This window comes from Methylibium sp., from assembly GCF_013817345.1.
Taxonomy (GTDB): Bacteria; Pseudomonadota; Gammaproteobacteria; order Burkholderiales; family Burkholderiaceae_C; genus Methylibium.
This window is the reverse complement of record NZ_JACDCW010000053.1, coordinates 1-22,131: the sequence shown is the minus strand read 5'-3', so window position 1 is coordinate 22,131 and position 22,131 is coordinate 1. Positions and strand designations below refer to the sequence as shown.

21 protein-coding genes and 1 tRNA gene are annotated in these 22,131 nt (G+C 66.2%); 15 read left to right on the top strand and 7 right to left on the bottom strand.

Annotated features, from left to right (window positions below):
- Positions 1-147: 147 nt before the first annotated feature.
- Complete coding sequence (locus H0W40_RS11560) at positions 148-669, bottom strand: hypothetical protein (RefSeq protein WP_292446297.1); 522 nt, start codon at positions 667-669, stop codon at positions 148-150.
- 195 nt (positions 670-864) lie between these two features.
- Between H0W40_RS11560 and H0W40_RS11555 the strand changes: the two genes are divergently transcribed.
- Both H0W40_RS11555 and H0W40_RS11550 read left to right on the top strand, forming a co-directional pair.
- On the top strand, positions 865-1,428 hold the full coding sequence (locus H0W40_RS11555) for a hypothetical protein (protein WP_292446296.1): 564 nt from the start codon (positions 865-867) through the stop codon (positions 1,426-1,428).
- A 665-nt stretch (positions 1,429-2,093) separates the two neighbouring features.
- Complete coding sequence (locus tag H0W40_RS11550) at positions 2,094-2,282, top strand: helix-turn-helix domain-containing protein (RefSeq protein WP_292446294.1); 189 nt, start codon at positions 2,094-2,096, stop codon at positions 2,280-2,282.
- 209 nt (positions 2,283-2,491) lie between these two features.
- On the opposite strand, the gene H0W40_RS11545 is transcribed toward H0W40_RS11550, so the two are convergent.
- Both H0W40_RS11545 and H0W40_RS11540 read right to left on the bottom strand, forming a co-directional pair.
- The gene (locus tag H0W40_RS11545; RefSeq protein WP_292446293.1) at positions 2,492-3,910 is read right to left on the bottom strand and encodes a site-specific integrase; all 1,419 of its coding nucleotides are present in this window, start codon (positions 3,908-3,910) and stop codon (positions 2,492-2,494) included.
- 387 nt (positions 3,911-4,297) lie between these two features.
- Positions 4,298-4,373 (bottom strand) — tRNA-Phe (locus H0W40_RS11540).
- Positions 4,374-4,581: 208 nt separating this feature from the next.
- On the opposite strand from H0W40_RS11540, the gene yajC reads away from it, so the two are divergent.
- The 4 genes from yajC (at position 4,582) to H0W40_RS11520 (ending at position 10,444) form a co-directional block, all read left to right on the top strand.
- The gene (gene yajC / locus H0W40_RS11535) at positions 4,582-4,908 is read left to right on the top strand and encodes a preprotein translocase subunit YajC (protein WP_292446291.1); all 327 of its coding nucleotides are present in this window, start codon (positions 4,582-4,584) and stop codon (positions 4,906-4,908) included.
- Positions 4,909-5,028: 120 nt separating this feature from the next.
- Entirely contained in the window at positions 5,029-6,909 is a 1,881-nt protein-coding gene (gene secD, locus H0W40_RS11530; RefSeq protein WP_292446290.1) for a protein translocase subunit SecD, read from the top strand.
- A gap of 89 nt (positions 6,910-6,998) precedes the next feature.
- Positions 6,999-8,057, top strand: a complete 1,059-nt coding sequence (secF, locus tag H0W40_RS11525) for a protein translocase subunit SecF (protein WP_292446289.1) — start codon at positions 6,999-7,001, stop codon at positions 8,055-8,057.
- Between the two features lie 41 nt (positions 8,058-8,098).
- A complete protein-coding gene (locus H0W40_RS11520) occupies positions 8,099-10,444 on the top strand; it encodes a DUF1631 family protein (protein WP_292446287.1) in 2,346 nt (781 codons plus the stop codon).
- A 65-nt stretch (positions 10,445-10,509) separates the two neighbouring features.
- On the opposite strand, the gene H0W40_RS11515 is transcribed toward H0W40_RS11520, so the two are convergent.
- The 3 genes from H0W40_RS11515 to H0W40_RS11505 all read right to left on the bottom strand — a co-directional run bounded on the left by H0W40_RS11515 (position 10,510) and on the right by H0W40_RS11505 (position 13,271).
- The gene (locus tag H0W40_RS11515; protein ID WP_292446285.1) at positions 10,510-10,962 is read right to left on the bottom strand and encodes a DUF494 family protein; all 453 of its coding nucleotides are present in this window, start codon (positions 10,960-10,962) and stop codon (positions 10,510-10,512) included.
- Between the two features lie 85 nt (positions 10,963-11,047).
- Complete coding sequence (dprA, locus tag H0W40_RS11510; protein ID WP_292446284.1) at positions 11,048-12,157, bottom strand: DNA-processing protein DprA; 1,110 nt, start codon at positions 12,155-12,157, stop codon at positions 11,048-11,050.
- A gap of 34 nt (positions 12,158-12,191) precedes the next feature.
- Positions 12,192-13,271, bottom strand: coding sequence for a LysM peptidoglycan-binding domain-containing protein (locus tag H0W40_RS11505; RefSeq protein ID WP_292446282.1), 1,080 nt, complete (start codon positions 13,269-13,271; stop codon positions 12,192-12,194).
- 370 nt (positions 13,272-13,641) lie between these two features.
- Between H0W40_RS11505 and def the strand changes: the two genes are divergently transcribed.
- The 8 genes from def to pyk all read left to right on the top strand — a co-directional run bounded on the left by def (position 13,642) and on the right by pyk (position 20,757).
- The gene (gene def / locus H0W40_RS11500; protein ID WP_292446280.1) at positions 13,642-14,148 is read left to right on the top strand and encodes a peptide deformylase; all 507 of its coding nucleotides are present in this window, start codon (positions 13,642-13,644) and stop codon (positions 14,146-14,148) included.
- Positions 14,149-14,350: 202 nt separating this feature from the next.
- The gene (fmt, locus tag H0W40_RS11495; protein WP_292446278.1) at positions 14,351-15,319 is read left to right on the top strand and encodes a methionyl-tRNA formyltransferase; all 969 of its coding nucleotides are present in this window, start codon (positions 14,351-14,353) and stop codon (positions 15,317-15,319) included.
- A gap of 64 nt (positions 15,320-15,383) precedes the next feature.
- Entirely contained in the window at positions 15,384-16,244 is an 861-nt protein-coding gene (gene htpX, locus H0W40_RS11490; RefSeq protein ID WP_292446276.1) for a zinc metalloprotease HtpX, read from the top strand.
- A 127-nt stretch (positions 16,245-16,371) separates the two neighbouring features.
- Positions 16,372-16,758, top strand: a complete 387-nt coding sequence (locus H0W40_RS11485; protein ID WP_292446274.1) for a hypothetical protein — start codon at positions 16,372-16,374, stop codon at positions 16,756-16,758.
- Between the two features lie 71 nt (positions 16,759-16,829).
- A complete protein-coding gene (locus H0W40_RS11480; RefSeq protein WP_292446273.1) occupies positions 16,830-17,633 on the top strand; it encodes an AzlC family ABC transporter permease in 804 nt (267 codons plus the stop codon).
- A 2-nt stretch (positions 17,634-17,635) separates the two neighbouring features.
- Complete coding sequence (locus H0W40_RS11475; protein WP_292446272.1) at positions 17,636-17,968, top strand: AzlD domain-containing protein; 333 nt, start codon at positions 17,636-17,638, stop codon at positions 17,966-17,968.
- 70 nt (positions 17,969-18,038) lie between these two features.
- Positions 18,039-19,232, top strand: a complete 1,194-nt coding sequence (locus H0W40_RS11470; RefSeq protein ID WP_292446270.1) for a phosphoglycerate kinase — start codon at positions 18,039-18,041, stop codon at positions 19,230-19,232.
- A gap of 76 nt (positions 19,233-19,308) precedes the next feature.
- On the top strand, positions 19,309-20,757 hold the full coding sequence (gene pyk, locus H0W40_RS11465; RefSeq protein WP_292446268.1) for a pyruvate kinase: 1,449 nt from the start codon (positions 19,309-19,311) through the stop codon (positions 20,755-20,757).
- A gap of 133 nt (positions 20,758-20,890) precedes the next feature.
- Here pyk and H0W40_RS11460 read toward each other — a convergent pair whose 3' ends face one another.
- Positions 20,891-21,655, bottom strand: coding sequence for a YdiY family protein (locus tag H0W40_RS11460; protein WP_292446266.1), 765 nt, complete (start codon positions 21,653-21,655; stop codon positions 20,891-20,893).
- Between the two features lie 324 nt (positions 21,656-21,979).
- On the opposite strand from H0W40_RS11460, the gene H0W40_RS11455 reads away from it, so the two are divergent.
- Positions 21,980-22,131, top strand: a 152-nt coding sequence (locus tag H0W40_RS11455) for a class II fructose-bisphosphate aldolase (RefSeq protein WP_292446306.1), incomplete at its 3' end; no start/stop codon positions are given.

Genomic DNA, 22,131 nt, shown 5'->3' with positions numbered 1-22,131 from the left:
CGGTGGCATCTGTTGCCATACGCACGGCAGGGCGGGCCTGACCGAACAAACAGCGGCGCCGGCAAGGTTGGGTCGGTGTAAGTCGCTTCAAGAATGCGTCAATCGAGAAGGCGAGCTTCTCTTGGGCAGAGCCAATCGTCCACAGACTCATTCCGGTTGCCCTGCAAATGACACGAGGACGTTTCGGTCATGATTGACTCTCGCGGCAACGTCGAAATGCGAGTCATAGGTCGTCAATGGTTCATCCTCGAATACAAACAGGACGGGCCCCATAGTTGACGCTTCATCATCTGTAGGGGTGAGGACCGTCCTGACTTTCCGCATGCTCCAGTTGGCCTCTCCCGAGGGCAGGAGGCGAACTGAATGCAGGCCGCGGATGACGTTCGCTCCCAGGATTTCGATTTCACCTCGCAATGTGGTCTCCCAGGCAATGGCGACCGTCTGCAGGAACACCTCGCCGTTTAGTGTCGAGACTTGATAGGTCAGCAGGTACCACGGAGCAAATGTTGTCAGCTCAAAGGCGCGCCAATAAGCCCGGTCCGGGTCGCCGAACCGGCGCGAGAGCCCATCCTCGAATCTGGGGGTGGTAGCGAACAACGCATTCTCCTCGGGACGCCAATAGCAATAGAGCAACGCCAGAAGCTGGCTGTCAACGTGAATGTCGGCCATGGCGTCATGAAGTGACAAGGGGGGGGAACGCGGCGGCAGTTGGGGTGTCTTACTTCCAAATAGGAGGCAGGCTCCTCTGTCGACAGACGCTGCATCCCGATTCGCCCGAATTGCTTCCGGCCGACTCCAATTTGGAGGTGTGGAAAAGTGTTCGCTAGACGCTATGCAGCAATTCGCTGCATAGCAGGACATTTCATGACCAAGCCCAAAGCGAAGCCGGTGCGTCGTGGTTACGCACCCGCGCAGCTCGACGACCAACCGCTCCTCCGACTGCTCATTGCCGAGGCGACTCGACGTGGAGACACCCTGGCGGCCATGTCCAAGGCGCTCGGGGTGACGTATGAGCACGTCGCACAATGGCGCCGACGAGAATCCGATGTGACTAGAGCCTCGCGAAGGGTTCTTGAAGCAGCGGCCGAGTATCTGCAGGTCCCGACCATCTTCGTCCTGTGCCTGGTCGGCACCATCGGTCTGGCCGACCTGGAGTACCCGAGTCGCGTTTCCATGGCGGCGCTCGTCAGACGGCAGATGGACACACTCCGGATGGACCCCTATTTCGCAGGATTTTTCCCGGAGTCGCTGCTGAATGCGCAACCCGCAATTCAGCATTTCGTGGTGATGCTGTACGGGGAGCTGGCGGGCATCAGGGCGGCGAACAGGAACTACGAATGGATGAAGTCCATTCACTCGGCGGCGTTAGGAAACATCGATGCCGAGGCCGAGCTTTTGTCGATACAGGCGCGTTCGAAAAATCCGTAGACGCACGGTGATTCAGCGGCTCCCCTTCACAGGGGAGCCCTTTTTTGTCGTGCCTCAGAGGATGTCCAGGCCAAGACTGCAACCTTCTTCGCACTCAGCGACCCCGGCCTCACCGTGTTCGGCAATGCGTTGTGTGTTCGCGGCTGTCCGCAGCGGCGTAGTCGCCTAGCAAAGCGGGAAACGAACGGTCATGCCGCCGTGAGGTCCTTCACTCATGTTCGTCCTCGCGTGACGTCCGCTCGGTGTGTGCTGGCGTCCCCACATCGATGAAGACGCGCGGTACGTTCGCCGGCGGCACAGGGGCCGCGGCCCTTCGACGCGAAGCGCCCTCTGACCCAGCCTGTCGACTGAGCCACGACTTCGTCGTCTGCGGCAATGCGACGGTTCTCGCCGCCATCGAGTTCGACGACAGCTCGCACGAGCGTGCGGACTGCAAATCGACCCCGCGAAGAAGGAACAGGCGACCAACGCTGCAGGCATCCGCCTCGTCCGATGGCCCGTCAAACAACTTCCCGACGCCGCGGCGATTCGGTCCGCCTTTACCTCGCCGGCGCCCGGGATGCCGCCGTCAAGCACAAGCGCGTCGTCCCTGAAGGCTAAACCGGTGTGCTTATAGGTTGGATACCCACCACCGAGCTGCTGCAATGACGCCTAACCCACCCTCCTTGCTGAAGAAGACCGAAGTTTGCCAAAAACTCGCCCTCTCCCTCCGAACGCTGGAGAGCATGGTCAAGGCAGGGACGTTTCCGCCGCCGGTGCGGATGGGCAAACACGTCTATTGGAGTGAAGCGGCGGTCTCAGCGTGGATGGGCCGGATGTTCGGGCCGCAGGAGGCGTGGCGGCCGAATCGCTGACGACCTCCGCGGCCGCCCGACCTTCACGGCGTCAGCGGCGTGGACGGCGGCGGCGCTTGCTTGAATCAGCCACCACAAGAAGCCGGTACAGCCTGTGCTCCCTAGGGGATGTCACAGACTGGCCGGCTTTCTCGCGCCAACGGCTTCGAGGGCCGACGCCAAACGGACCGAGGGCGGCCTCGGGCGAACCGAGACCGCGCTCCGCCCGCTCAGGGTGCATTGTCCAGCGCCCACTCCTGCGGAAAACTGAGGTCCTGACCGCTGCCCGTCGCCAGCGTCAACGTTCGGTCGCCAACCCTTTCGACGACCTGCAACGCATGCGTCCCTGCGACGACCGGCCCCTCTGCATGCATGAGCCTGACCACGTCGCCAGCCGTGACGTTGACGTACCGCGTCACCTGCGAGAGGGTTTTGTGTCCCGTCAGGGCTTGAACCAGAAAAATATTTCCGGTCATGAGCGCCATGCGGGTCGCCGCCGTATGGCGCAGGTCCTGCAGCCGCAGGCCCTTGACCCCCGCGCGCCTGCACACCAGTTCCCAAGACGCTTTGAGCGCCTCATACGAAATGTGAACGATGGGGTCGTCCTTTTCACCCCCGCCCAGGCTCTCCAACTGTCTGAGCGCTGCAATCGCGAGTGGCGACAGCGGCACGTCGCGTTTGCCGGTCTTCCCGTCGCTCAGCGCCAAAATTTTCAGGTCCCAGTCGACGTCCCTCCACCGGGCATGTTCGAGCGGCTCCGAACTGCGCATCGCGCTCTCCCGCAGCAGGGTCAACGTGGGTCCGACCAGCTTGTTGCGGCAACCCTGCACGGCCTCTTCGAGCCGTGCCTGCTCCTCATGAGACATCACCCGCTCGCGCCCGTTGTCCACGGTCGGCATCTCGAGCCCGGCGCCCGGGTTTCTGGCCGGCTCGCACCAGTTCCAGTTTTTGGCCGCGTAGTTGAATAGCCGGCGAATGACGGCCCGCTCCAAATGGACGGTCGCCGCTCGTTGCCCCTCCATGCTCAGGGCATTCATCAACGACTGGACATGATGCGGAGCGACGTCGGCGACGGTCATCCCGGACAGCCGCGCGCGCAGGTGGTCGCTCTGTGTCGTCTTTGCCGCAAGCTTCTTGCGGTGCACGCCCAGGCCGCGCGGGACGCGCCGAGCCACCCTGACAGCTGCCAGCTCGACTGTGCAGTGGCATCCCCTCCCGGCGCGACTCCCGTCGCCCTGGCCGGCAACATCGCCGTCGGGGTCGACATCTGCGCCGTCGGTGAGAGCGTGCGCCTCAACAGACGAGGACGCGGCCTGCGACGAGCTGCTGTTCACCCGTTTGACAGACAGGGTCGCAAGTCCCGCCGCTCGCAGGAATTTGTTGATGCGATTCGCTTCTTGAAGCGCCCCTTTCTGCAGCGGCAGACGCTCCAACCCGTAGTCCTGCAGCGCCTGTGCGAACGTGGTGCGATGAGGCCCGAGGCCCCTGGGTTTGCCGAGTCTTTCCAGTACGCCGACCCGCCTCTCTATCGCCTGCTTGGCGGCCGCACTCGTCGTGTGGCCTGATTCGTACACGTCCTGGCCATACACCCGTCGGCGGCACGACCAGAGCGTGCCTTGCTTGATTGGCCTCGCCGCTGGCTTAGGCATGAGACACCTCCGTTGAGAAGGTGGCTACACGCGCCAGGGTGCCAGACGGAACCAAGCGGCGGGACAACGAGAAAACGAACAGTGACCTCATGAACAACTCCAATGGACTAGGAGTTGCGTCTAGGAATCGGAATCGCGATTTTTAGCCGGTCGGCTTCGAACCGCGCACCGCCGTGATTTGATTCACGCCCTGGGCCACCGAGGTCCTGTTTGGGACCGGGCTTCGTTCGCGGTCAACCACCGGTGACCGCAGTGCAGCGCAAGGCTGCGCAGCGGTTTCCTGTTGTGATTGCCAGAACATTGCCAGAATTTGCGCCTAAAACGCAAAACGGCGGCCACTTTCGTAGCCGCCGAATCTCTAAGCGCTTGATAGCACTCAGCTTTTTCTGGTGGCTCGGGGCGGAATCGAACCACCGACACGCGGATTTTCAATCCGCTGCTCTACCGACTGAGCTACCGAGCCAAGGGGCGAGAGTGTAGCAGCAGGGCGTGCGCCTCAATGTCTTCAACGATTACGTGCGGGCTCACTCGGGGACCACATGCTGTGCCTCATTTCGTGATTCGCGGCGCAGCGGTCGAACCTCCTTGCCTGCACGCGTTCCAATCGGCGTCCACAGGCCGCGCACTACAATGTGCGTCGCTTTCCAGCGTAACGAATCCGAGGACCAAACGTGTTTATTTCCGAAGCTTTTGCGCAGGCCGCTCCGGCCGCTCCGGCAGGTGGCGAATCCACCCTGATCACGATGCTGCCGCTGGTGCTGATGTTCGTGGTGCTGTATTTCGTGATGATCCGCCCGCAGATGAAGCGCCAGAAGGAACACAAGGCCATGATCGAGGCAATCGCCAAGGGAGACGAGGTGGTCACTGTGGGCGGCGTGCTCGGCAAGGTTTCGCGCATGGGCGACAGCTACTTGCATGTGGAAGTGGCGACCGGCGTCGAGTTGCAGGTGCAGCGCACTTCGGTTGTGCAGGTGCTGCCGAAAGGCACCTTCAAGTAAGCGCGGCGACGCCGTCGAGCCAGCCGAAGGCCGCGCACCCCAGGGTGTCGCGGCCTTCTCGCAAGCGAGGCGTGAGGTCGACGCGCTGCAGTCAGGGCCCCAGGCCCCAAGGATGTTTCGATGAACCGCTACCCGTGGTGGAAGTACGCGATCCTGGCGATCGCGATGGTGGTCGGCCTGGTCTATACGCTGCCCAACTTTTTCGGTGAGGCACCGGCCGTACAGATCTCGAGCGGCAAGGCGACGCTGAAGGTCGACAACGCCTTGGTGCCGCGCGTCGAGCAGGCTTTGCAGGCCGCAGGCCTGCAAGCCGATTTCGTGCAGTTCGAGGGCGGCTCGGTACGGGCGCGCTTTCAGGACACCGATACCCAACTTACGGCCCGCGATGCGATTGCCGCGGCGCTCAACCCCGACCCCAACGATCCCAGCTACGTCGTCGCTCTCAACCTGGTCAGCCGCTCGCCGGCCTGGCTGACCGCATTGCACGCCCTGCCCATGTACCTGGGGCTCGATTTGCGCGGCGGCGTTCATTTTTTGATGCAGGTGGACATGCAGGCGGCTTTGACCAAGCGCGCCGAGGCGTTGACCGGCGATATCCGCGTGCTGCTGCGTGACAGGAACGTTCGCCACGCCGGAATCACGCGCGATGGCAATGCCATCGAGATTCGCTTGCGCGACGCCGCCACCCTGGAGGCGGCGCGCACGGTGCTCGCAGAGCCGCTGCCCGAACTGCAGTGGAGCGAGGCGCCCCGGGGTTCGGACATCATTCTTACTGCCACTCTCAGGCCGGAGGCGGCGCGCGTGGTGCAGGACCAGGCCCTCAAGCAGAACATCACCACCCTGCACAACCGCATCAACGAGCTCGGCGTGTCCGAACCGGTGATCCAGCAACAAGGCGCGGACCGCGTGGTGGTGCAGTTGCCCGGCGTGCAGGACACCGCCAAGGCCAAGGACATCATCGGCCGCACCGCGACGCTGGAGTTGCGTCTGGTCGACGACAGTGCGCAAGCCCAGGCCGCGGCGGCCGGCTCCGGGCCGGTGCCCTTCGGCACCGAACGCTTTGTGGAGCGCGGTGGCGCACCGTTGATCGTCAAGCGCCAGGTGGTGCTGACCGGCGAGAACCTCACTGATGCGCAGGCCGGCTTCGATGGCCAGACCCAGGAGCCGGTGATCAACCTGACGGTCGATGCCAAGGGCGCGCGCATCATGCGCGACGTCTCGCGCGAGAACGTGGGCAAGCGCATGGCCATCCTGCTGTTCGAGAAAGGGCGCGGCGAGGTCATCACCGCGCCGGTGATCCGCAGCGAACTCGGCGCGCGCTTCCAGATATCGGGCCAGCTGACCACGCAGGAAGCCAACGACCAGGCGCTGCTGCTGCGCGCGGGCTCGCTTGCCGCGCCGATGGAGATCGTGGAAGAGCGCACCATCGGCCCGAGCCTGGGCGCGGAGAACATCGCCAAGGGCTTCGACAGCGTGATCTACGGCTTCGCCGCGATCGCCGCTTTCATGTGCGCCTACTACATGCTGTTCGGCGTGTTCTCGACCCTCGCGTTGTCGGTCAACTTGCTGCTGCTGATGGCGCTGCTGTCGATGCTGCAGGCCACACTCACGCTGCCCGGCATTGCTGCCATCGCCCTGACCCTGGGCATGGCCATCGACGCCAACGTGTTGATCAACGAGCGGGTGCGGGAGGAATTGCGGGCCGGCGCCTCGCCCCAGACGGCGATCCACACCGGCTACGAACGCGCCTGGGGCACCATTCTCGACTCCAATATCACCACGCTGATTGCCGGCGTTGCCCTGCTTGCTTTCGGTTCGGGGCCGGTGCGCGGTTTTGCTGTCGTTCATTGCCTGGGCATCCTGACCTCGATGTTCTCGGCGGTGCTGTTCTCGCGCGGGCTGGTCAATCTCTGGTACGGGCGTCAGAAGAAGCTCAAGAGCGTGTCGATCGGCACGGTGTGGCGGCCGGGCGCCGATCGCGCACCGGCGACGCCTAGCTGAGTAAGGCCGACCTGCGGCCGCACTCCTGCGCTGCGGGAGCGCGTCGCGGGACTGGCCGTCACGACATGCATTGAACCGAAAGAAGCCCGATGGAGTTTTTCCGCATCAAGCGCGACATCCCGTTCATGAAGCACGCGTTGATCTTCAACGTCGTGTCTTTCCTGACCTTTGCTGCCGCGGTGTTCTTCCTGGTCACGCGCGGGCTTCACCTTTCGATCGAATTCACCGGGGGCACGGTGATCGAGGCCCAGTACGCGCAAGCCGTCGACGTGTCCGAGGTGCGCGAGACGGTCGAGGCGCTCGGCTTCGGCGAGGTGCAGGTGCAGACCTTCGGCACGTCGCGCGACGTGCTGGTCCGCCTGCCGCTGCGCGAGGACATCGAGCAGGACGAGGTGGTGGGTCGCGTGTTCGGTGCGCTGTGCGCTGCCGAGGCCGGCAAGGTCACGCAACGCGAGACCGTCACCGAGCGCGGCGAACAGATCAGCCAGCAGGTCTGCAGCACCGATGCCGCGGTGGACGCCGCCGCCCAGCCGGTACGGTTGCAGCGCAGCGAATTCGTCGGACCGCAGGTCGGCAGGGAACTGGCCGTCGATGGCGCGATGGCGCTCGGCTTCGTGGTGGTCGGCATCATGATCTACCTGGCGTTCCGATTCGAATGGAAGTTCGCTGTTGCGGCCATCGTCGCCAACCTGCACGACGTCATCATCATCCTGGGTTTCTTCGCCTACTTTCAGTGGGAGTTCTCGCTGGCGGTGCTGGCGGCGGTGCTGGCGGTGCTGGGCTATTCCGTCAACGAGTCGGTGGTCATCTTCGACCGCATCCGTGAAGCGTTCCGGCGCTATCGCAAGATGAACACGCAACAAGTGATCGATCACGCGATCACTTCGACGATCAGCCGCACCATCATCACGCACGGCTCCACGCAGATGATGGTGCTGTCGATGCTGATCTTCGGCGGCGCCACGCTGCACTACTTCGCGCTGGCGCTCACGATCGGGATCCTGTTCGGCATTTACTCGTCGGTGTTCGTGGCTGCGGCAATCGCCATGTGGCTGGGCGTCAAGCGAGAAGATCTCATGCGCGCGGGCGCTGGCAAGCCGGGTGGCGGTGACGATCCGGACGATCCCAACGCCGGAGCCGTGGTGTAGAGTTCAAGTGCCTTCACCACTCGCCAGTCTGTACGCCACCAATGGCCACCGCAGCCAACCCGTCCGCGCTTGCCGCTCAGGCCCGGCGGGTGTACGTGGAGTCGCTGCTGCTCGGAGTGCCGACCACGGTGCAGACGGTGGTGAGCGGGGCTCATCGCCTGGCCAACGAGAAGGCCGATCCGCCCACCGCGCACAAGCGCATGAACGTGGCCATGGATCTGGTGCGCCCCGCGGCGCATTGGCAGCAAACATTGATCGACCGTCTCTCGACAGGGCCCAACCTGCCGCTCGGTGCGCGCACCGGCGCCGGTGCGCAGTACGGCAGTGGAGGCGGCGACATGCCCCCGATGGCGCTCGTCGATGACGACACCATAGAAATCGAAATCCTCAGTTCGCGGCTCGCGCTGGCGATGATGGACAAGGCGTCCTGGGAGTTCACCGACCTGCGGGCGCGTTTGTCGAGCCTGGAGCGGCGCGAGGAACTTGACGGGGCCGACATCCTTCGCCCCCACGTGGTCGCTCGCGCGGTCGTCGACACCTGGCGGAGTGCGGGGTTGCCGCTCGATCATTGGGTGACGGTGCAGCAAGTCCTGCAAACAAGTTTCGGCGAGTTGATCGAAGAGGCTTATCACGAAACCAACCGCTGGTTGATGAGCGAGGGCGTACGCCCCGAAATCGATCTGCGGCCCTACATTCGCCGCTCGCGCGGCGTGAGCCCGGCCGGAACGCCCGTGACCACCGGATTCGGCGACATGGCCGAAGAACGATCACACGGCCGGCGCGGCAGTGGTGGAGGGGGCGCCAACGAGGGCGGTTTCGGAGGAAGTGGCAGCACTGCCAGCGGCGGTAGCGGCGAGGTCGGTGAAGAAACGCGGTTGATGACGCGCATGACGGGTCTGCCACGCGGCGTTGGCCACGCGGAAGCCGTGCTCGGCAGGCTCAACAAGCTCGTCGGCCGGCAGGTCCCGCAGTTCGCGGACACCACGGCTCCTCAGAGTTCCCCCGGCCTGAGGCAGGCCATCGCCGACGCGCAGGCCGGCCTCCAGCGCCAGCTCGGCGCGGCGACGCACGAAAGCAGCGGTGGCCAGATCAGTACGCCGGCGCTGCTGCAGGAGATGAGGCAGCGCAAGGCCGTGCTCAAGCAGGCAGCGACCACGCCGGTCGAGCGTGCCACCATCGAGATCGTCGCCCTGCTGTTTCAAAGCATCCTGATGGAGGAGAAGATTCCGGCCCAGGTGCGCGTGTGGTTTGCGCGGCTGCAGATGCCGGTGCTGCGGGTCGCCGTCAGCGAGCCCGACTTCTTTGCCACCACCGACCATCCGGCCCGCAACCTGATCGACCGCATGGGGGCGTGCGTCATGGGCTTCGATGTCAGCGCGCGCGCCGTCGGCGACGCGCTCGACAAGGAGATCAAGCGCGTGGTCCAGGTGGTGGAGGCTTATCCCGACACCGGGCGGCGCGTGTTCCAGACTGTGCTGACCGAGTTCGAGCGCTTCCTGGAGCACTATTTCAGCAACGAGAATGCGGCCACGCGCAAGGGCGTGTCGCTGGCACAGCAGGTCGAACAGCGTGAGACGCTGGCGATTCAGTACACCATCGAGTTGCGCAAGATGCTCGACCAAATGCCGGTCCAGGAAGGCGTGCGCATCTTCTTGTTCCAGGTCTGGGCCGACGTGCTGGCCACGACGGCGCTGAAGGCGGGGGCTGGCAGCGAAACCACCAAGGTCATGAAGCGTGCTGCTGCGGACCTGATCTGGTCTGCGGGCGCCAAGGTCTCGCGCGAAGAGCGGGCCGATGTGATCCGCCGCCTGCCGCCGCTCTTGAAAACCTTGCGCGCGGGCATGGCCGAGGCCGGGCTGCTGCCGGAAAAGCAGGACGAACACATCCAGTCGCTCAACGACTCGCTCGCTGCAGCGTTCACCGCGAAGGCCGCGGCCATCCCTGCCGAACGGCTCGACGAACTGATGGCACGGCTCGACGACCTCGAAGAGCTCTTGCCCGACGCCGACGACATGGTGATCGACGAGTCGATCGTGATGGACCTGTCGGGCCACGAAAGCTCGGAGCTCCAAATCGTCACTGACGGCGGCTCGATGCCCACGCCGGCCATGATTGCCTGGGCGCGCGAGCTTCAGGTTGGTGGCTGGTACATGCTAGAGCACCGCGGCAGCATCGAAGCCGTGCAACTCGCTTGGCAGGGCATGCGCAAGCAGCTGAGCCTGTTCGTGTCGCAGCAGGGCCGCGGCACGCTGTTCCAGCAGCATCGGCTCGCGTCCTTCCTGCAGGCCGGTCTCCTGGTGCCGGCACAGGACGAGGCGCTGACCGTGCGGGCCACCCGCACCGCTCTGGCCAAACTCGACGCCGATCCGGCTCGGCTTCTGAACTGAGCCGCGCTTCGGAAAACACAAAGCCGCCCTTGGGCGGCTTTTTTCCGGCATAGGAAGCGTCAGGCTCAGTGGATCAGCCGATCCTCCGTCTCGACAAAGAGCTCGTCGAGGATGAGTGCGTCAGGCTCTTCGCCCAGACTCCAGAACACCATCAGGACGATGATCTTCAAATCTTCGAGCGGCAGCGGGCTGACCGCAATGTCCATGGCGCGGTCGATCACCATTTCGCGCATCGGCGCGCGCAGTACGCCGGCCGACTCGAGGAAGCTGACAAAACCAATCGATTCCGCGCCCAGGCGATCCTGCTCGGCGGGCGAATAAACACGCATGCCTCGTGTACTTTGTTCGCCGCTGTGCGACTCGGCTGCCGTCGCCAGACCGGCCAGCCAAGTCAGAGCGTCTTCGATTTCTTCGTTCTCGAAACCTACGGCCGACAACTTGCGCGACAACTGGCGGTGGTCGGGGCAGGCGTCCGGCCGCCAATAGTTTTCGTAGAGGTACACGAGCACATCAAACATGAAATTAGGGTACCACGGGATTCCGGCCTCGACCGGTCGACTGGCGCTGCGGTCGTGCTGTTCGACAAGCCTTGCTCCGGGAGAATCAGGCGCGAATCAGGCGTTGAAAGAGCTGACCCGGCAGCCGAGACACCTCGCCGGCCAACTCGAGTTCCAGCAAGTGAGCGCTCAGTTGCGCAGGCGACCAGCCGGTACGTGCGGCAAGGGCGTCCAGCGTCACAGGATCGTGGCCCAGGGCGGTCAACACCGGATCGCCGCCCGAGTCGGAAAACGCCACCGCCGCGGCTGGCGGCCTCGGAGGTGCATCGAGCCGCAGTTCGACCAGGACATCGGCTGCCGCTTCGACCAGCTTGGCGCCCTGCTTGATCAGTGCATGGCAACCCCTCGATTGCGGCGCGTGGATGGAGCCCGGGATCGCAAAGACTTCCCGGCCGGCATCGAGGGCCAGTCTCGCGGTGATCAGGGAGCCCGACTTCAGCGCAGCTTCGACCACCAGGGTGCCACGAGCCAGCCCGGCAATGAGACGATTGCGGCGCGGAAAATTGGCCGCCACCGGCGGCGTGCCGAGCGAGTATTCGCTGAGCACCAGGCCGGCTGTTGCGATGCGGTGCGCGAGCGCGAAGTGGCGCTTCGGGTAGACCCGATCGAGACCGGTGCCGACCACCGCGATGGTGGAGCCGGGCCCCTGCAGTGCACCCTCGTGCGCCGCGCCGTCGATGCCCAGCGCCAATCCCGAGACCACCGTCAATCCGGTCCCGCTGAGTACGGCGGCGAAGGCGCGGGCGTTTTCTAGACCTTGCGCCGATGGATTGCGGCTGCCGACCACGGCTACCGCCGGAGCGCAAAGCAGTTCGGTGCGGCCCATCGCATACAGAAGCAGCGGTGGATCCGCGGTCTCGAGCAACAGGGCGGGATAGTGCACATCGCCGAGCACCACTACCTGCCGCGGCGCCGTTGCCTCGCCGGCTTGCAGCCACTGCCACGTGGACTCGACCAGCGCGTCCAGCGTTGCCGCAGGAGCGTTCAGCGCTGCGGTTTGAGCGGGCCCAAGCAGTTCGCGCCAGGCGCGCTGCGGCGCTTCGAACACCGCCTGCGGCGAACCGAAGGCGGCGAGCAGCCGGCGTGCCGTCTCCAGGCCAATCCCGGGGGTTTCTGTCAGCCGCAGCCAAGCCGCGAGTTCGTCGCGATCGAGCATGGCGCTCGGCCGGTGACCAGGCGCTGGCGGCGGCTCAGGGCTCGGTGAAGCGGTCACCGCGCGTGACCGGGTCCTTCACATCGAGGATGAGCGCATAGGACATGCGGTTGAAGACGCGAAACACGAACAGCGCGCCGTGCTTCTCGTCGGGGAGGCGCAGGGCTTGCGCTGGGCCGTCCTGCGTGGTGTCGCGCACCAGATCGCCGGCGCGCCACAGGGCCAGCACGTGGCCGCGCTCCAGGCCGTCTTGCGCGCCCTTGTTGAGCGACACGATCTGGTTCTGGCCGGCGTTGAGCGCCTCGCCGTACACCGACACGATGTGCCCGCCGATCGGCGCCGAAGGCGCATGCGGCACATACGGCGCGTAGTCTCGCGGCTGCGCCGGCGCCAGCCGGTTGCTCACATTGGCTTCGAGCTTGGCCGAAGTAATGCGGAACGTGGCCGGCACGATTTCGCCCCGGGCGTTCACGGCGCCTTCGCGCTCGTATTCGGCGGTGGCGACATAGGTGCCTTCCCAGCCGAGCAGCTCCTTCGTGACCGGGTCGCGCAGCGGCCTCGGCTCCTGGAACACGCGCCATTCACGCACGCCGTTCAGATCGCCTCGCACGTAAGCGGCGTCGCCCTTGCCGAGCAGCACGCGGCCTTCTTGCGCGGCGACGATGCGCGGAGCGCGATCCAGGGCGTCGGTCTCGAAGATGACCGCTTCGTTGAGAAAGCCTTCAATGAATTTCAGGGGCACCGCAGCGATAGGCCCGCCCGAGGGGCCTGCGTCGCGGATCTGCGGCGAGAGCCGCGCGGGTCCACCGGGGCCGCCCGGTCCACCGGCGACGCGCAACCGGGCGCGGTCCCCGTCGCGCTCGAGCAGCAGCATCTGGCCCGGATAGATCAGGTGCGGATTGCGGATCTGCTCGAGGTTCATGCCCCACAGCTCCGGCCAGCGCCACGGCCGCTTGAGGAACAGGGCCGAGATGTCCCACAGGGTGTCGCCGCGCTTGACCGTGTAACTGTCTGGCGCGTTCGGCGCCAGTTCCGACAGCGCCACGCCCGCCTGGGCGACCTGTTGGGCGGTGCTGCGCTGCTCGGCGGTGATCGGAAAATTGGGTTCGGCAGCCATCGCCGAGGAGAGCGGGGCGGCTGCGGCCAAGGCCGCCAGCAAAGCCAATGCAGGTCGGCCCGAGTGGCGGCGCGAAGGCCGGCATGCGGCGGGGGCAGTTCGTATCATTGACGCTCTCTCCGGCGCCGCCGGTTCCAACCCACCCGGCGTCCTGTGGTTTTATCAAGGGCTTTCCCGAGACCTTGCGGTTCGGCGAAAATCCTCACTTGGTTTAGAAGATTCTGCCCATAAAGCCTTGATGCCGCAACGAAACCTGCCTGCTGACGGACGCGCCCGGCGGTAGCCCTTCACGGCGCTTCGTTGCATGTGATCCACAGTGAGCGCCGCCCACGCAAGCGTTCTCGCGTTCGCCCCTGAACTCCTGCCAACCATGGCCCTTCTCGACATCCTGTGCTATCCCGATCCGCGCCTGCACACCGTGGCCAAGCCGGTGGCAAGCGTGGACGAGCGCATCCGCCGCCTCGCGGACGACATGCTCGAGACGATGTACGAGGCGCAGGGCCTGGGTCTGGCGGCCACCCAGGTCGACGTTCATGAGCGGCTCATCGTGATGGACACGTCCGACAGCCGCGACGAGCCGCGCGTGCTCGTCAACCCCGAATTGATCGCGGTCAGCGAGGAGATGGTCGTGGCGGACGAAGGCTGCCTGTCCGTGCCGCAGATCTACGACAAGGTGCCGCGCCATGCCCGGGTGACCGTGCGTGCACTCGGCCGCGATGGCCGGCCCTACGAGTTCGATGCCGAAGGCTTGCTGGCGGTGTGCGTTCAGCACGAGATGGATCACCTGCTCGGCAAGGTGTTCGTCGAATACCTTTCGCCGCTCAAGCGCAACCGCATCAAAAGCAAGATGCTGAAGAAGGCAAAGGTCGAGGCGTGAGGCGTCGCCTGCGCTGCCGGGCGCGGCAGCCGTTGCGAAGCAAAGTACCCGCGAGCCGAAACGTGGCCGTGAGCGCGGAGTTGAGGCGTCGCCTGCGCTGCCGGGCGCGGCAGCCGTTGCTAAGCAAGGCACCCGCGAGCCGAAACGCGGCCGTGAGCGCGGAGTCGATGACTCGCGCACGCTGCCGAAGCGGCCGTTGGCGATGAGGCTGGCCTTTGCCGGTACGCCCGAATTTGCCCGGATAGCACTCGACCGGCTGCTTGAAGCCGGCTTCGACCTTGCCCTTGTGCTGAGCCAGCCCGACCGGCCGTCCGGCCGCGGCATGAAACTTCAGCCCTCGCCTGTCAAGGCGCGGGCTCTGGAACGCGGGCTGAGCGTGCTGCAGCCGCAGGGCCTGCGGCTCGACGGCCGCTTTTCGCAAGATGCTGCCGCCGCGCAAGCGGCGCTGCAGTGCGCCCACATCGACGCGGTGGTGGTCGCCGCTTACGGGCTCATCCTGCCGGCCTGGCTGCTCGAACTCCCGCCGCTGGGCTGCCTGAACATTCACGCCTCGCTGCTGCCCCGCTGGCGGGGCGCCGCGCCGATCCACCGTGCCATCGAAGCCGGCGACACGGCGACCGGCGTCACCATCATGCAGATGGACAGCGGGCTGGACACCGGCGACATGCTGCTTGCCGGGTCCGAGCCGATCGCCGCTTCGGACAGCACGGCCAGTCTGCACGACCGCTTGGCGGTGCTCGGCGGGCGGATGATTGTCGAGGCGCTCGAGCTGTCGGCCCGTGGCGTGCTGGTTCGCACGCCGCAGCCCCACGAGGGCGTGAGCTATGCGCACAAGATCGGCAAGGCCGAGGCGCCGATCGACTGGACGCAGCCGGCTGCGGTCATCGAGCGGCGGCTGCGCGCTTTCGATCCCTTTCCTGGTGCGAGCTTCGGCTTGGACGGCGAAACGGTAAAGCTGTGGCGCGCGGTTCTCACCGAGGGGCGTGGTGCTCCGGGTACGGTGCTGCAAGCCGATGAGCGTTTGGTGGTGGCCTGCGGCGACGCGGCGCTGGCGTTGCAGCAACTGCAGCGCCCCGGCGGCCGGCGCGTCAGCGCGCGCGAGTTCCTGGCTGCCAGGCCGGCACTGCGGCCCGGACTGCGACTTGCTGCCGAACCCGGCCATGGGCATTGAACTTGCGTCGCAAGCCCGCATCTACTTGCACGCGCCCTCGTGGGCGTGACGAGGACAAGAGAACATGTTCAATCTGATCAAGACCGGCGTGCTGATGGCCGCCATCACGGCGCTGTTCATGGCGATCGGCTCGGTGCTGGGCGGCCAGCAGGGCATGGTGATCGCCTTGCTCATCGCGCTCGGCATGAACTTCTTCAGCTACTGGTTCAGCGACAAGCTGATCCTGAAGATGTACAACGCGCAGGAGGTCGACGAGACCTCGGCGCCGCAGTTCTACGGAATGGTGCGCGAACTCGCGCAACGAGCGCAGTTGCCGATGCCGCGCGTGTATCTGATTCAGGAGGACGCTCCGAACGCCTTCGCCACCGGCCGCAACCCCGACAACGCTGCCGTGGCGGCGACCACCGGCATCCTGCGGGTGCTGTCCGAGCGCGAACTGCGTGGCGTGATGGCGCACGAACTCGCGCACGTGAAGCACCGCGACATCCTCATCTCCACGATCAGCGCGACCATGGCGGGCGCGATCTCGATGCTCGCCAACTTCGCGATGTTCTTCGGCGGGCGTGGCGGCGATGGCCGCCCGGCCAACCCGATCGCCAGCATCGCGGTGATGCTGCTCGCGCCGCTGGCTGCGAGCCTGATCCAGATGGCGATCAGCCGCGCCCGCGAGTTCGAGGCCGACCGCGGCGGCGCGGAAATTTCGGGCGACCCGCAGGCGCTTGCCAGCGCGCTGCAGAAGATCCATCGCTACGCGCAAGGCGGTATCCCGATGGAGGCCGCGGAGCGCAATCCCGCCACGGCGCAGATGATGATCATGAATCCGCTCTCCGGCGGCGGTCTGCGCGGCCTGTTCAGCACCCATCCGTCCACCGAGGAGCGCGTCGAACGGTTGATGGCGATGGCGGCGCAGGGTGTGCGCGTCTGAGAAAGGCATGCCCCGGTCGCGAACGACTTTGCCGCGTCCACGCCCCGCCTTCGCGGGGCGTTTCTCATAGGGGCCCTCAAGTGTTGCGTGCTGACGCCGATAAGTCAGCGAAGCCTCACCGATTGCCATGCGTCCCGCCCTCTTCGCTCTCACCTTGTGCGCCGCCGCGCTGCTGGCTGGCTGCGAGCTCTTCGACATCGACTCGAGCGAGAAGATCGCGGCGCTGCGCGAGGCCGACGGCCAGGCCGTCGGCAGCGCCTGCCGCCATGCCGGCCGCGCCATCGAGGACTGCTATCTGTTGAACCCGAGGGCGCAACGCCCCGCGGTGTTTGCCGGCTGGCGCGAGATGGACGAGTACATGCGGGAGAACAAGCTGGAAACGGTCGTGCCGGTCCTGGCGCGGCCGGCGGGGGCCGCACCTGAAGCCGAGGCGCCGGCTCCCACGGCGGCCGAGGCGCCCGCCAAGGCGCTGGAGATGGCCGCGCCCGCCAAAGGCAAGCCAGCCGCCTCCTGAAGGGGTGGCGCGGCGCTCGGGCTGCCGCGCGCGAACCACGGCCAACACGCGCCGGTGGGACAATCCCTGAGATGTCTTTCGACCGCTCGCGCGCGACGCTCGCTCATCCCGCCTATCTCACCGGCCTGCGCGAGATGTCCGGCCTGTCGCTGGGCATCGCGGCCTGGGGGCTGGTGACCGGCGTGGCCATGGGCAAGGCCGGCCTGTCGGTGCCGCTCGCGCTGCTGATGACCTTCACCGTTTTCGCCGGCAGCGCACAGCTTGCCGTCCTGCCGCTCATGGCGGTGGGCGCGCCGGTTTGGGTGATCTGGGCCACGGCGTTCTGTGTGAACCTGCGCTTCGTGATCTTCAGCGCGCAATGGCGGCCGTTCTTCATGCGCTTTCCGCTGCGAACGCGGCTGGCGCTGGGCTACTTTTCAGGCGACATCATCTACGTGCTGTTCATGAAGCGCTACGCGGAGCCGCCGGCCAAGGGCGAGGCGCCGGACGGGCAGATCGAATACTTCTGGGGCACGATGACGGCCAACTACATCGCCTGGCAGGTGCCGTCGGTGATCGGCATCGTGCTGGCCGACGTGGTTCCCACGCACTGGGGGCTGGGCTTCGCGGGCACGCTGGCACTCCTCGGCCTGGCCTATTCGCTGGTGTCGGACCGCGCCACCCTGCTCGCGGCAGTGGTGGCCGGTGCGGCGGCGGTTGCTGCCTTCGCGTTGCCGTTCAAGCTCAACATCGTCGTCGCGATCGCCGCGGCGATCTGCCTGGGCCTCATGCTCGACGGCGGCGGCGATGCCGGCCGCCGTGTGCGCGCCTGGCTCGACCGCGCCGCGCCGCGACGCACGGAGGGCGACAAATGCCAGGCGGGGGGTGCGGCATGAACATGAGCACGTCCGAGTTCCTCCTCACGATCGCCGGGCTGACGGTGATCACCGTGGTGTCGCGCTGCTTCTTCTTTTTGTCGGAGCGCGAACTGGTCCTGCCCGACTGGGCCAAGCGCGGCTTGCGCTACGCACCGCTGGCCGCACTGGCGGCGGTGGTGGCGCCCGAGTTGGTGATGAACCAGGGCGGCCTGATGACCGAACCCTGGCGCGACGCGCGCATCTACGCGGCAATCGCAGCCACGCTTTACTTCTTCTGGCGCCGCGGCATCCTGGGCACCATCCTGACCGGCATGGCCGTGCTGCTGCCGCTGCGCCTGGGCCTGGGGTGGTGACGAGCTGGCCCGCCAGCGTTCGAGCGTCGCCGCGTTGGCACCCTGCACAACCGATTCGAGGAGATTTCCGTTGAACGTCCTGCGCTTTTCAGACCTGGTGCAACAAGGCCGCATCGAAGGCCGGCGTGTCTTCATTCGGGCCGACCTGAACGTGCCGCAGGACGACGCCGGCAACATCACGGAAGACACGCGGATTCGCGCCTCGATCCCGTGCATCGAGATGGCGCTGGCCGCAGGCGCTGCGGTGATGGTCACCTCGCATCTGGGACGTCCGAGCGAAGGCGAGTTCAAGCCGGAGGACTCGCTGGCGCCGGTGGCGCAGCGCCTGGGCGAACTGCTCGGCCGCGAGGTGCCGCTCAGGCGCGATTGGACCGAAGGCGTCGACGTTGCGCCGGGTGAACTGGTGCTGCTCGAGAACTGCCGCTTGAACAAGGGCGAGAAGAAGAACGACGAAGCCCTGGCCCGCCGGATGGCGGCCCTGTGCGACGTGTTCGTGCACGATGCCTTCGGCACCGCGCACCGTGCCGAAGCCTCCACCTACGGCATTGCGCAGTTCGCGCCGGTGGCTTGCGCCGGCCCGCTGCTGGCTGCCGAAATAGACGCCATCACGAAAGCGCTGCAGAACCCGAAGCGCCCGCTGGTGGCCATCGTCGCCGGCTCCAAGGTCAGCAGCAAGCTGAGCATCCTCAAGAGCCTGGCCGCGAATGTCGATCAGCTCATCGTCGGCGGCGGCATCGCCAACACCTTCATGCTGGCCGCGGGTCTGCCGATCGGCAAGTCGCTCGCCGAGCCGGACCTCGCCGATGAAGCGAAGACCATCATCGACATGATGCAGGGGCGAGGCGCGGCCGTACCGATCCCTGGCGATGCGGTGGTGGCCAAGGAGTTTTCCGCCACCGCGCCGGCCCGCACCGTCGCCGCCGCCGACGTGCAGGCCGACGATCTCATCCTCGACATCGGCCCGCGCACGGCGGCGGAGCTGGCCGCGATCATCGCGAAGGCCGGCACGGTGGTCTGGAACGGCCCGATGGGCGTGTTCGAGTACGACGCCTTCGCCGGCGGTACGCGGGCCCTGGCCGAAGCCATCGCGCGCTCCGACGCTTTCAGCATCGCCGGCGGCGGCGACACGCTGGCCGCCATCGCGAAATACGGCATCGAGGCCGACATCGGCTATATCTCAACCGGCGGCGGCGCTTTCCTCGAAGTGCTCGAGGGCAAGACCTTGCCGGCTTTCGACATCCTGCAGCGCCGCGCCGCGGCCTGAAACCTTTTCCACCCGCGGCGCCCCGGTGCGCCACACCGCCTCTTTCCGACAACGCACAACGCCTACCGAAACCGCCATGTCACTTTCCCTGAATGCTTCGCGCGCCACCAAGATCGTCGCCACGCTCGGCCCGGCTTCTTCCACGCCGGAGATCCTTGAGCGGATGATCCGCGCCGGCGTCGACGTGGTCCGGCTCAACTTCTCGCACGGCAGCGGGCAGGATCACATCGACCGCGCCGCCATGGTGCGCGAGGTGGCTAAGCGTGCCGGCAAGGAGGTCGCGATCATGGCCGACCTGCAAGGCCCGAAGGTGCGCGTCGGCAAGTTCGCGCAGGGCAAGGTGATGCTGGAGGCCGGCGCCGGCTTCATCCTTGATGCCAAACGCAGCGAACTCGGCGACGCTCAGGCGGTCGGCCTCGACTACAAGTCGCTGCCGCGCGACGTGAAGCCGGGCGACACCCTGCTGCTCAACGACGGGCTGATCGTGCTGATGGTCGAGCGCGTGCTCGGCGACGCGGTGCACACGGTTGTGAAGGTCGGCGGCGAGCTGTCCAACAACAAGGGCATCAACAAGCTCGGCGGCGGCCTGACCGCGCCGGCGTTGACGGCCAAGGACATGGAGGACATCAAGACGGCGATGAGCTTTCGCTGCGAGTACCTAGCGATCAGCTTTCCGAAGAACGCGACCGACATGGAGATGGCGCGCCAGCTCGCCAACGTGGCGGGCGAGCCGCATCAGCACAAGACCGCGCTGATCGCCAAGATCGAGCGCAGCGAGGCGATTCCGGTGCTCGACGAGATCCTGCGCGCCAGCGACGGGATCATGGTGGCGCGCGGCGACCTTGCGATCGAAGTCGGCAACGCCGCGGTGCCCGCGCTGCAAAAACGCATGATCAAGATGGCCCGCGACATGGACAAGGTGGTAATCACCGCCACGCAGATGATGGAGTCGATGATCGTCAACCCGGTGCCCACCCGCGCCGAGGTGAGCGACGTGGCCAACGCGGTGCTCGATGGCACAGACGCGGTCATGCTCAGCGCCGAAACGGCGGCCGGGCGCTACCCGGTGGAGACGATCGAGCAGATGGCCGCCATCGCCATCGCCGCCGAGTTGTCGGAAGACGTGACGCTCGATGCCGACTTCACCAACAAGCGCTTCGACCGCATCGACCAGAGCATTGCAATGGGCGCGCTCTTCACTGCGCATCACCTGGGCTGCAAGGCGATCGTGGCGCTCACCGAAAGCGGCTCGACGGCGCTGTGGATGAGCCGCAACAAGATCCACGTGCCGATCTACGGCCTGACCTCGCAGCTCACGAGCCAGCGCAAGATGGCGCTGTACCGCAACGTCTGCCCGCTGCTGATGCCGCAGTGCGACGAACGCGACGAGGCACTGGCGCGCGCCGAGGCGCTGCTCGTCGCCGGCGGCGTGCTCAAGCCGGGCGACACCTACGCCATCACGGTGGGCGAGCCGATGGGCCACCCGGGCGGCACCAACATGCTCAAGGTGTGCCGGGTCGGCTGAGGCTCTGTAGGCGCCGCTGTCGCGGCCGAGGTCTTCAGGGCGTCGCTGTCGCGGCGGCCGTTGCGAAGCAAGGCACCCGCGGTCTCGCCCCCTGCCCTCAATCTCTCTTCCAAGCTGAGCCGCGCTTGCGGTTTCAGTCCAGCCGCACCGACACTCCGGTGACAAACAGCGTGTCGCTCCGCTCGAATCCGGCGCCGGGGTCGCTGTTGTAGCGGTAGGCCAGGCCCGCGGTCAGGCTGAGGGTGGTATTGATCGCCACCGTGAGATTCGATTCGAACTCCGCACGGTAGGCACCCGTGTCTCGCAGGTTGGGCAGCACGCGCAGCTTCTGGTTGAAGGCGGTGGTGTCGGTCAGTTGGTGGCTCGATTCTTCGGCCAGCAGCAGTTCGGCGCGCCCGTAGCTGCTGCGCTGGCGGCCGTCGATCTCCGTGGTGTCGAAAAAACGGTCCTGGGTGTAGCTCAGGCCGACCGAAACATCCCAGAAGTCGGTGTCGCGTTGCCAAAGGTGGTAGCCGGGGCCGGCAGCGACCGAGAGCCGCGACGACAGGTTGGCGGGCTCATCGCGCAGCGCATCGGCCGAGCCGAACACGAACCAGCGCGCCGACACGTCGCGGTTGTACTGAGTGCCCAACCCGATGCGGTCACCCGTTGTCTCGCCTTCGCTGCTCGCATAGAGCGCACGCCCGGTGATCATCCATTTGTCGATGTCGGTGGCACGCACGCTGTCGGTGCTGAGGTTGACGCTGGTGGCGTCGCTGTTGCCCGAAGCGACGCTCGCGCCGAATGCGAACAGGTGCCGCCACTGACCGTCGGGCTCGATCGTGACCTGAGCGAGCGCCGGAGTGCAGCAGATGCAGGCGGCGAGGGCCAGCGGCATCGAGGGCTTGTGAAAATTCATTGGATCGAGACTCCGGGGGTGATGGGTCTGGCGGTGACAGGGCGCGGTGGTCTGCGCGCGGGTGCATCGGCGTTGCGCCCGCGAAGGGTGGCTCGACTCGCCGCAATTGCGTCGAGCCCCTCGGTGCGGCGCCGTACCTTACGGTGCGCGCTGCGTCGTCTGCTTTGCGGCGGGAATTTGCCCCAGCGGTGCGCTGCGGCATCGTCAGGCCGCAGCGGCCCGAGTCGGCTGTATGCCAGCGCGCGGAAGCCGAGTGGGCGCTCGTTAAAATCGGCATCACTCTCGCGGGCCAGGGCGGCCGCACGACTTCACCAGGGGACTTCCATGCCACTCGTATCCATGCGCCAGTTGCTCGATCACGCCGCCGAGCAGGGCTACGGCATCCCGGCGTTCAACGTCAACAACCTCGAGCAGGTGCAGGCGGTGATGTCCGCGGCGCACGAAGTCGGCGCGCCGGTGATCCTGCAGGCCAGTGC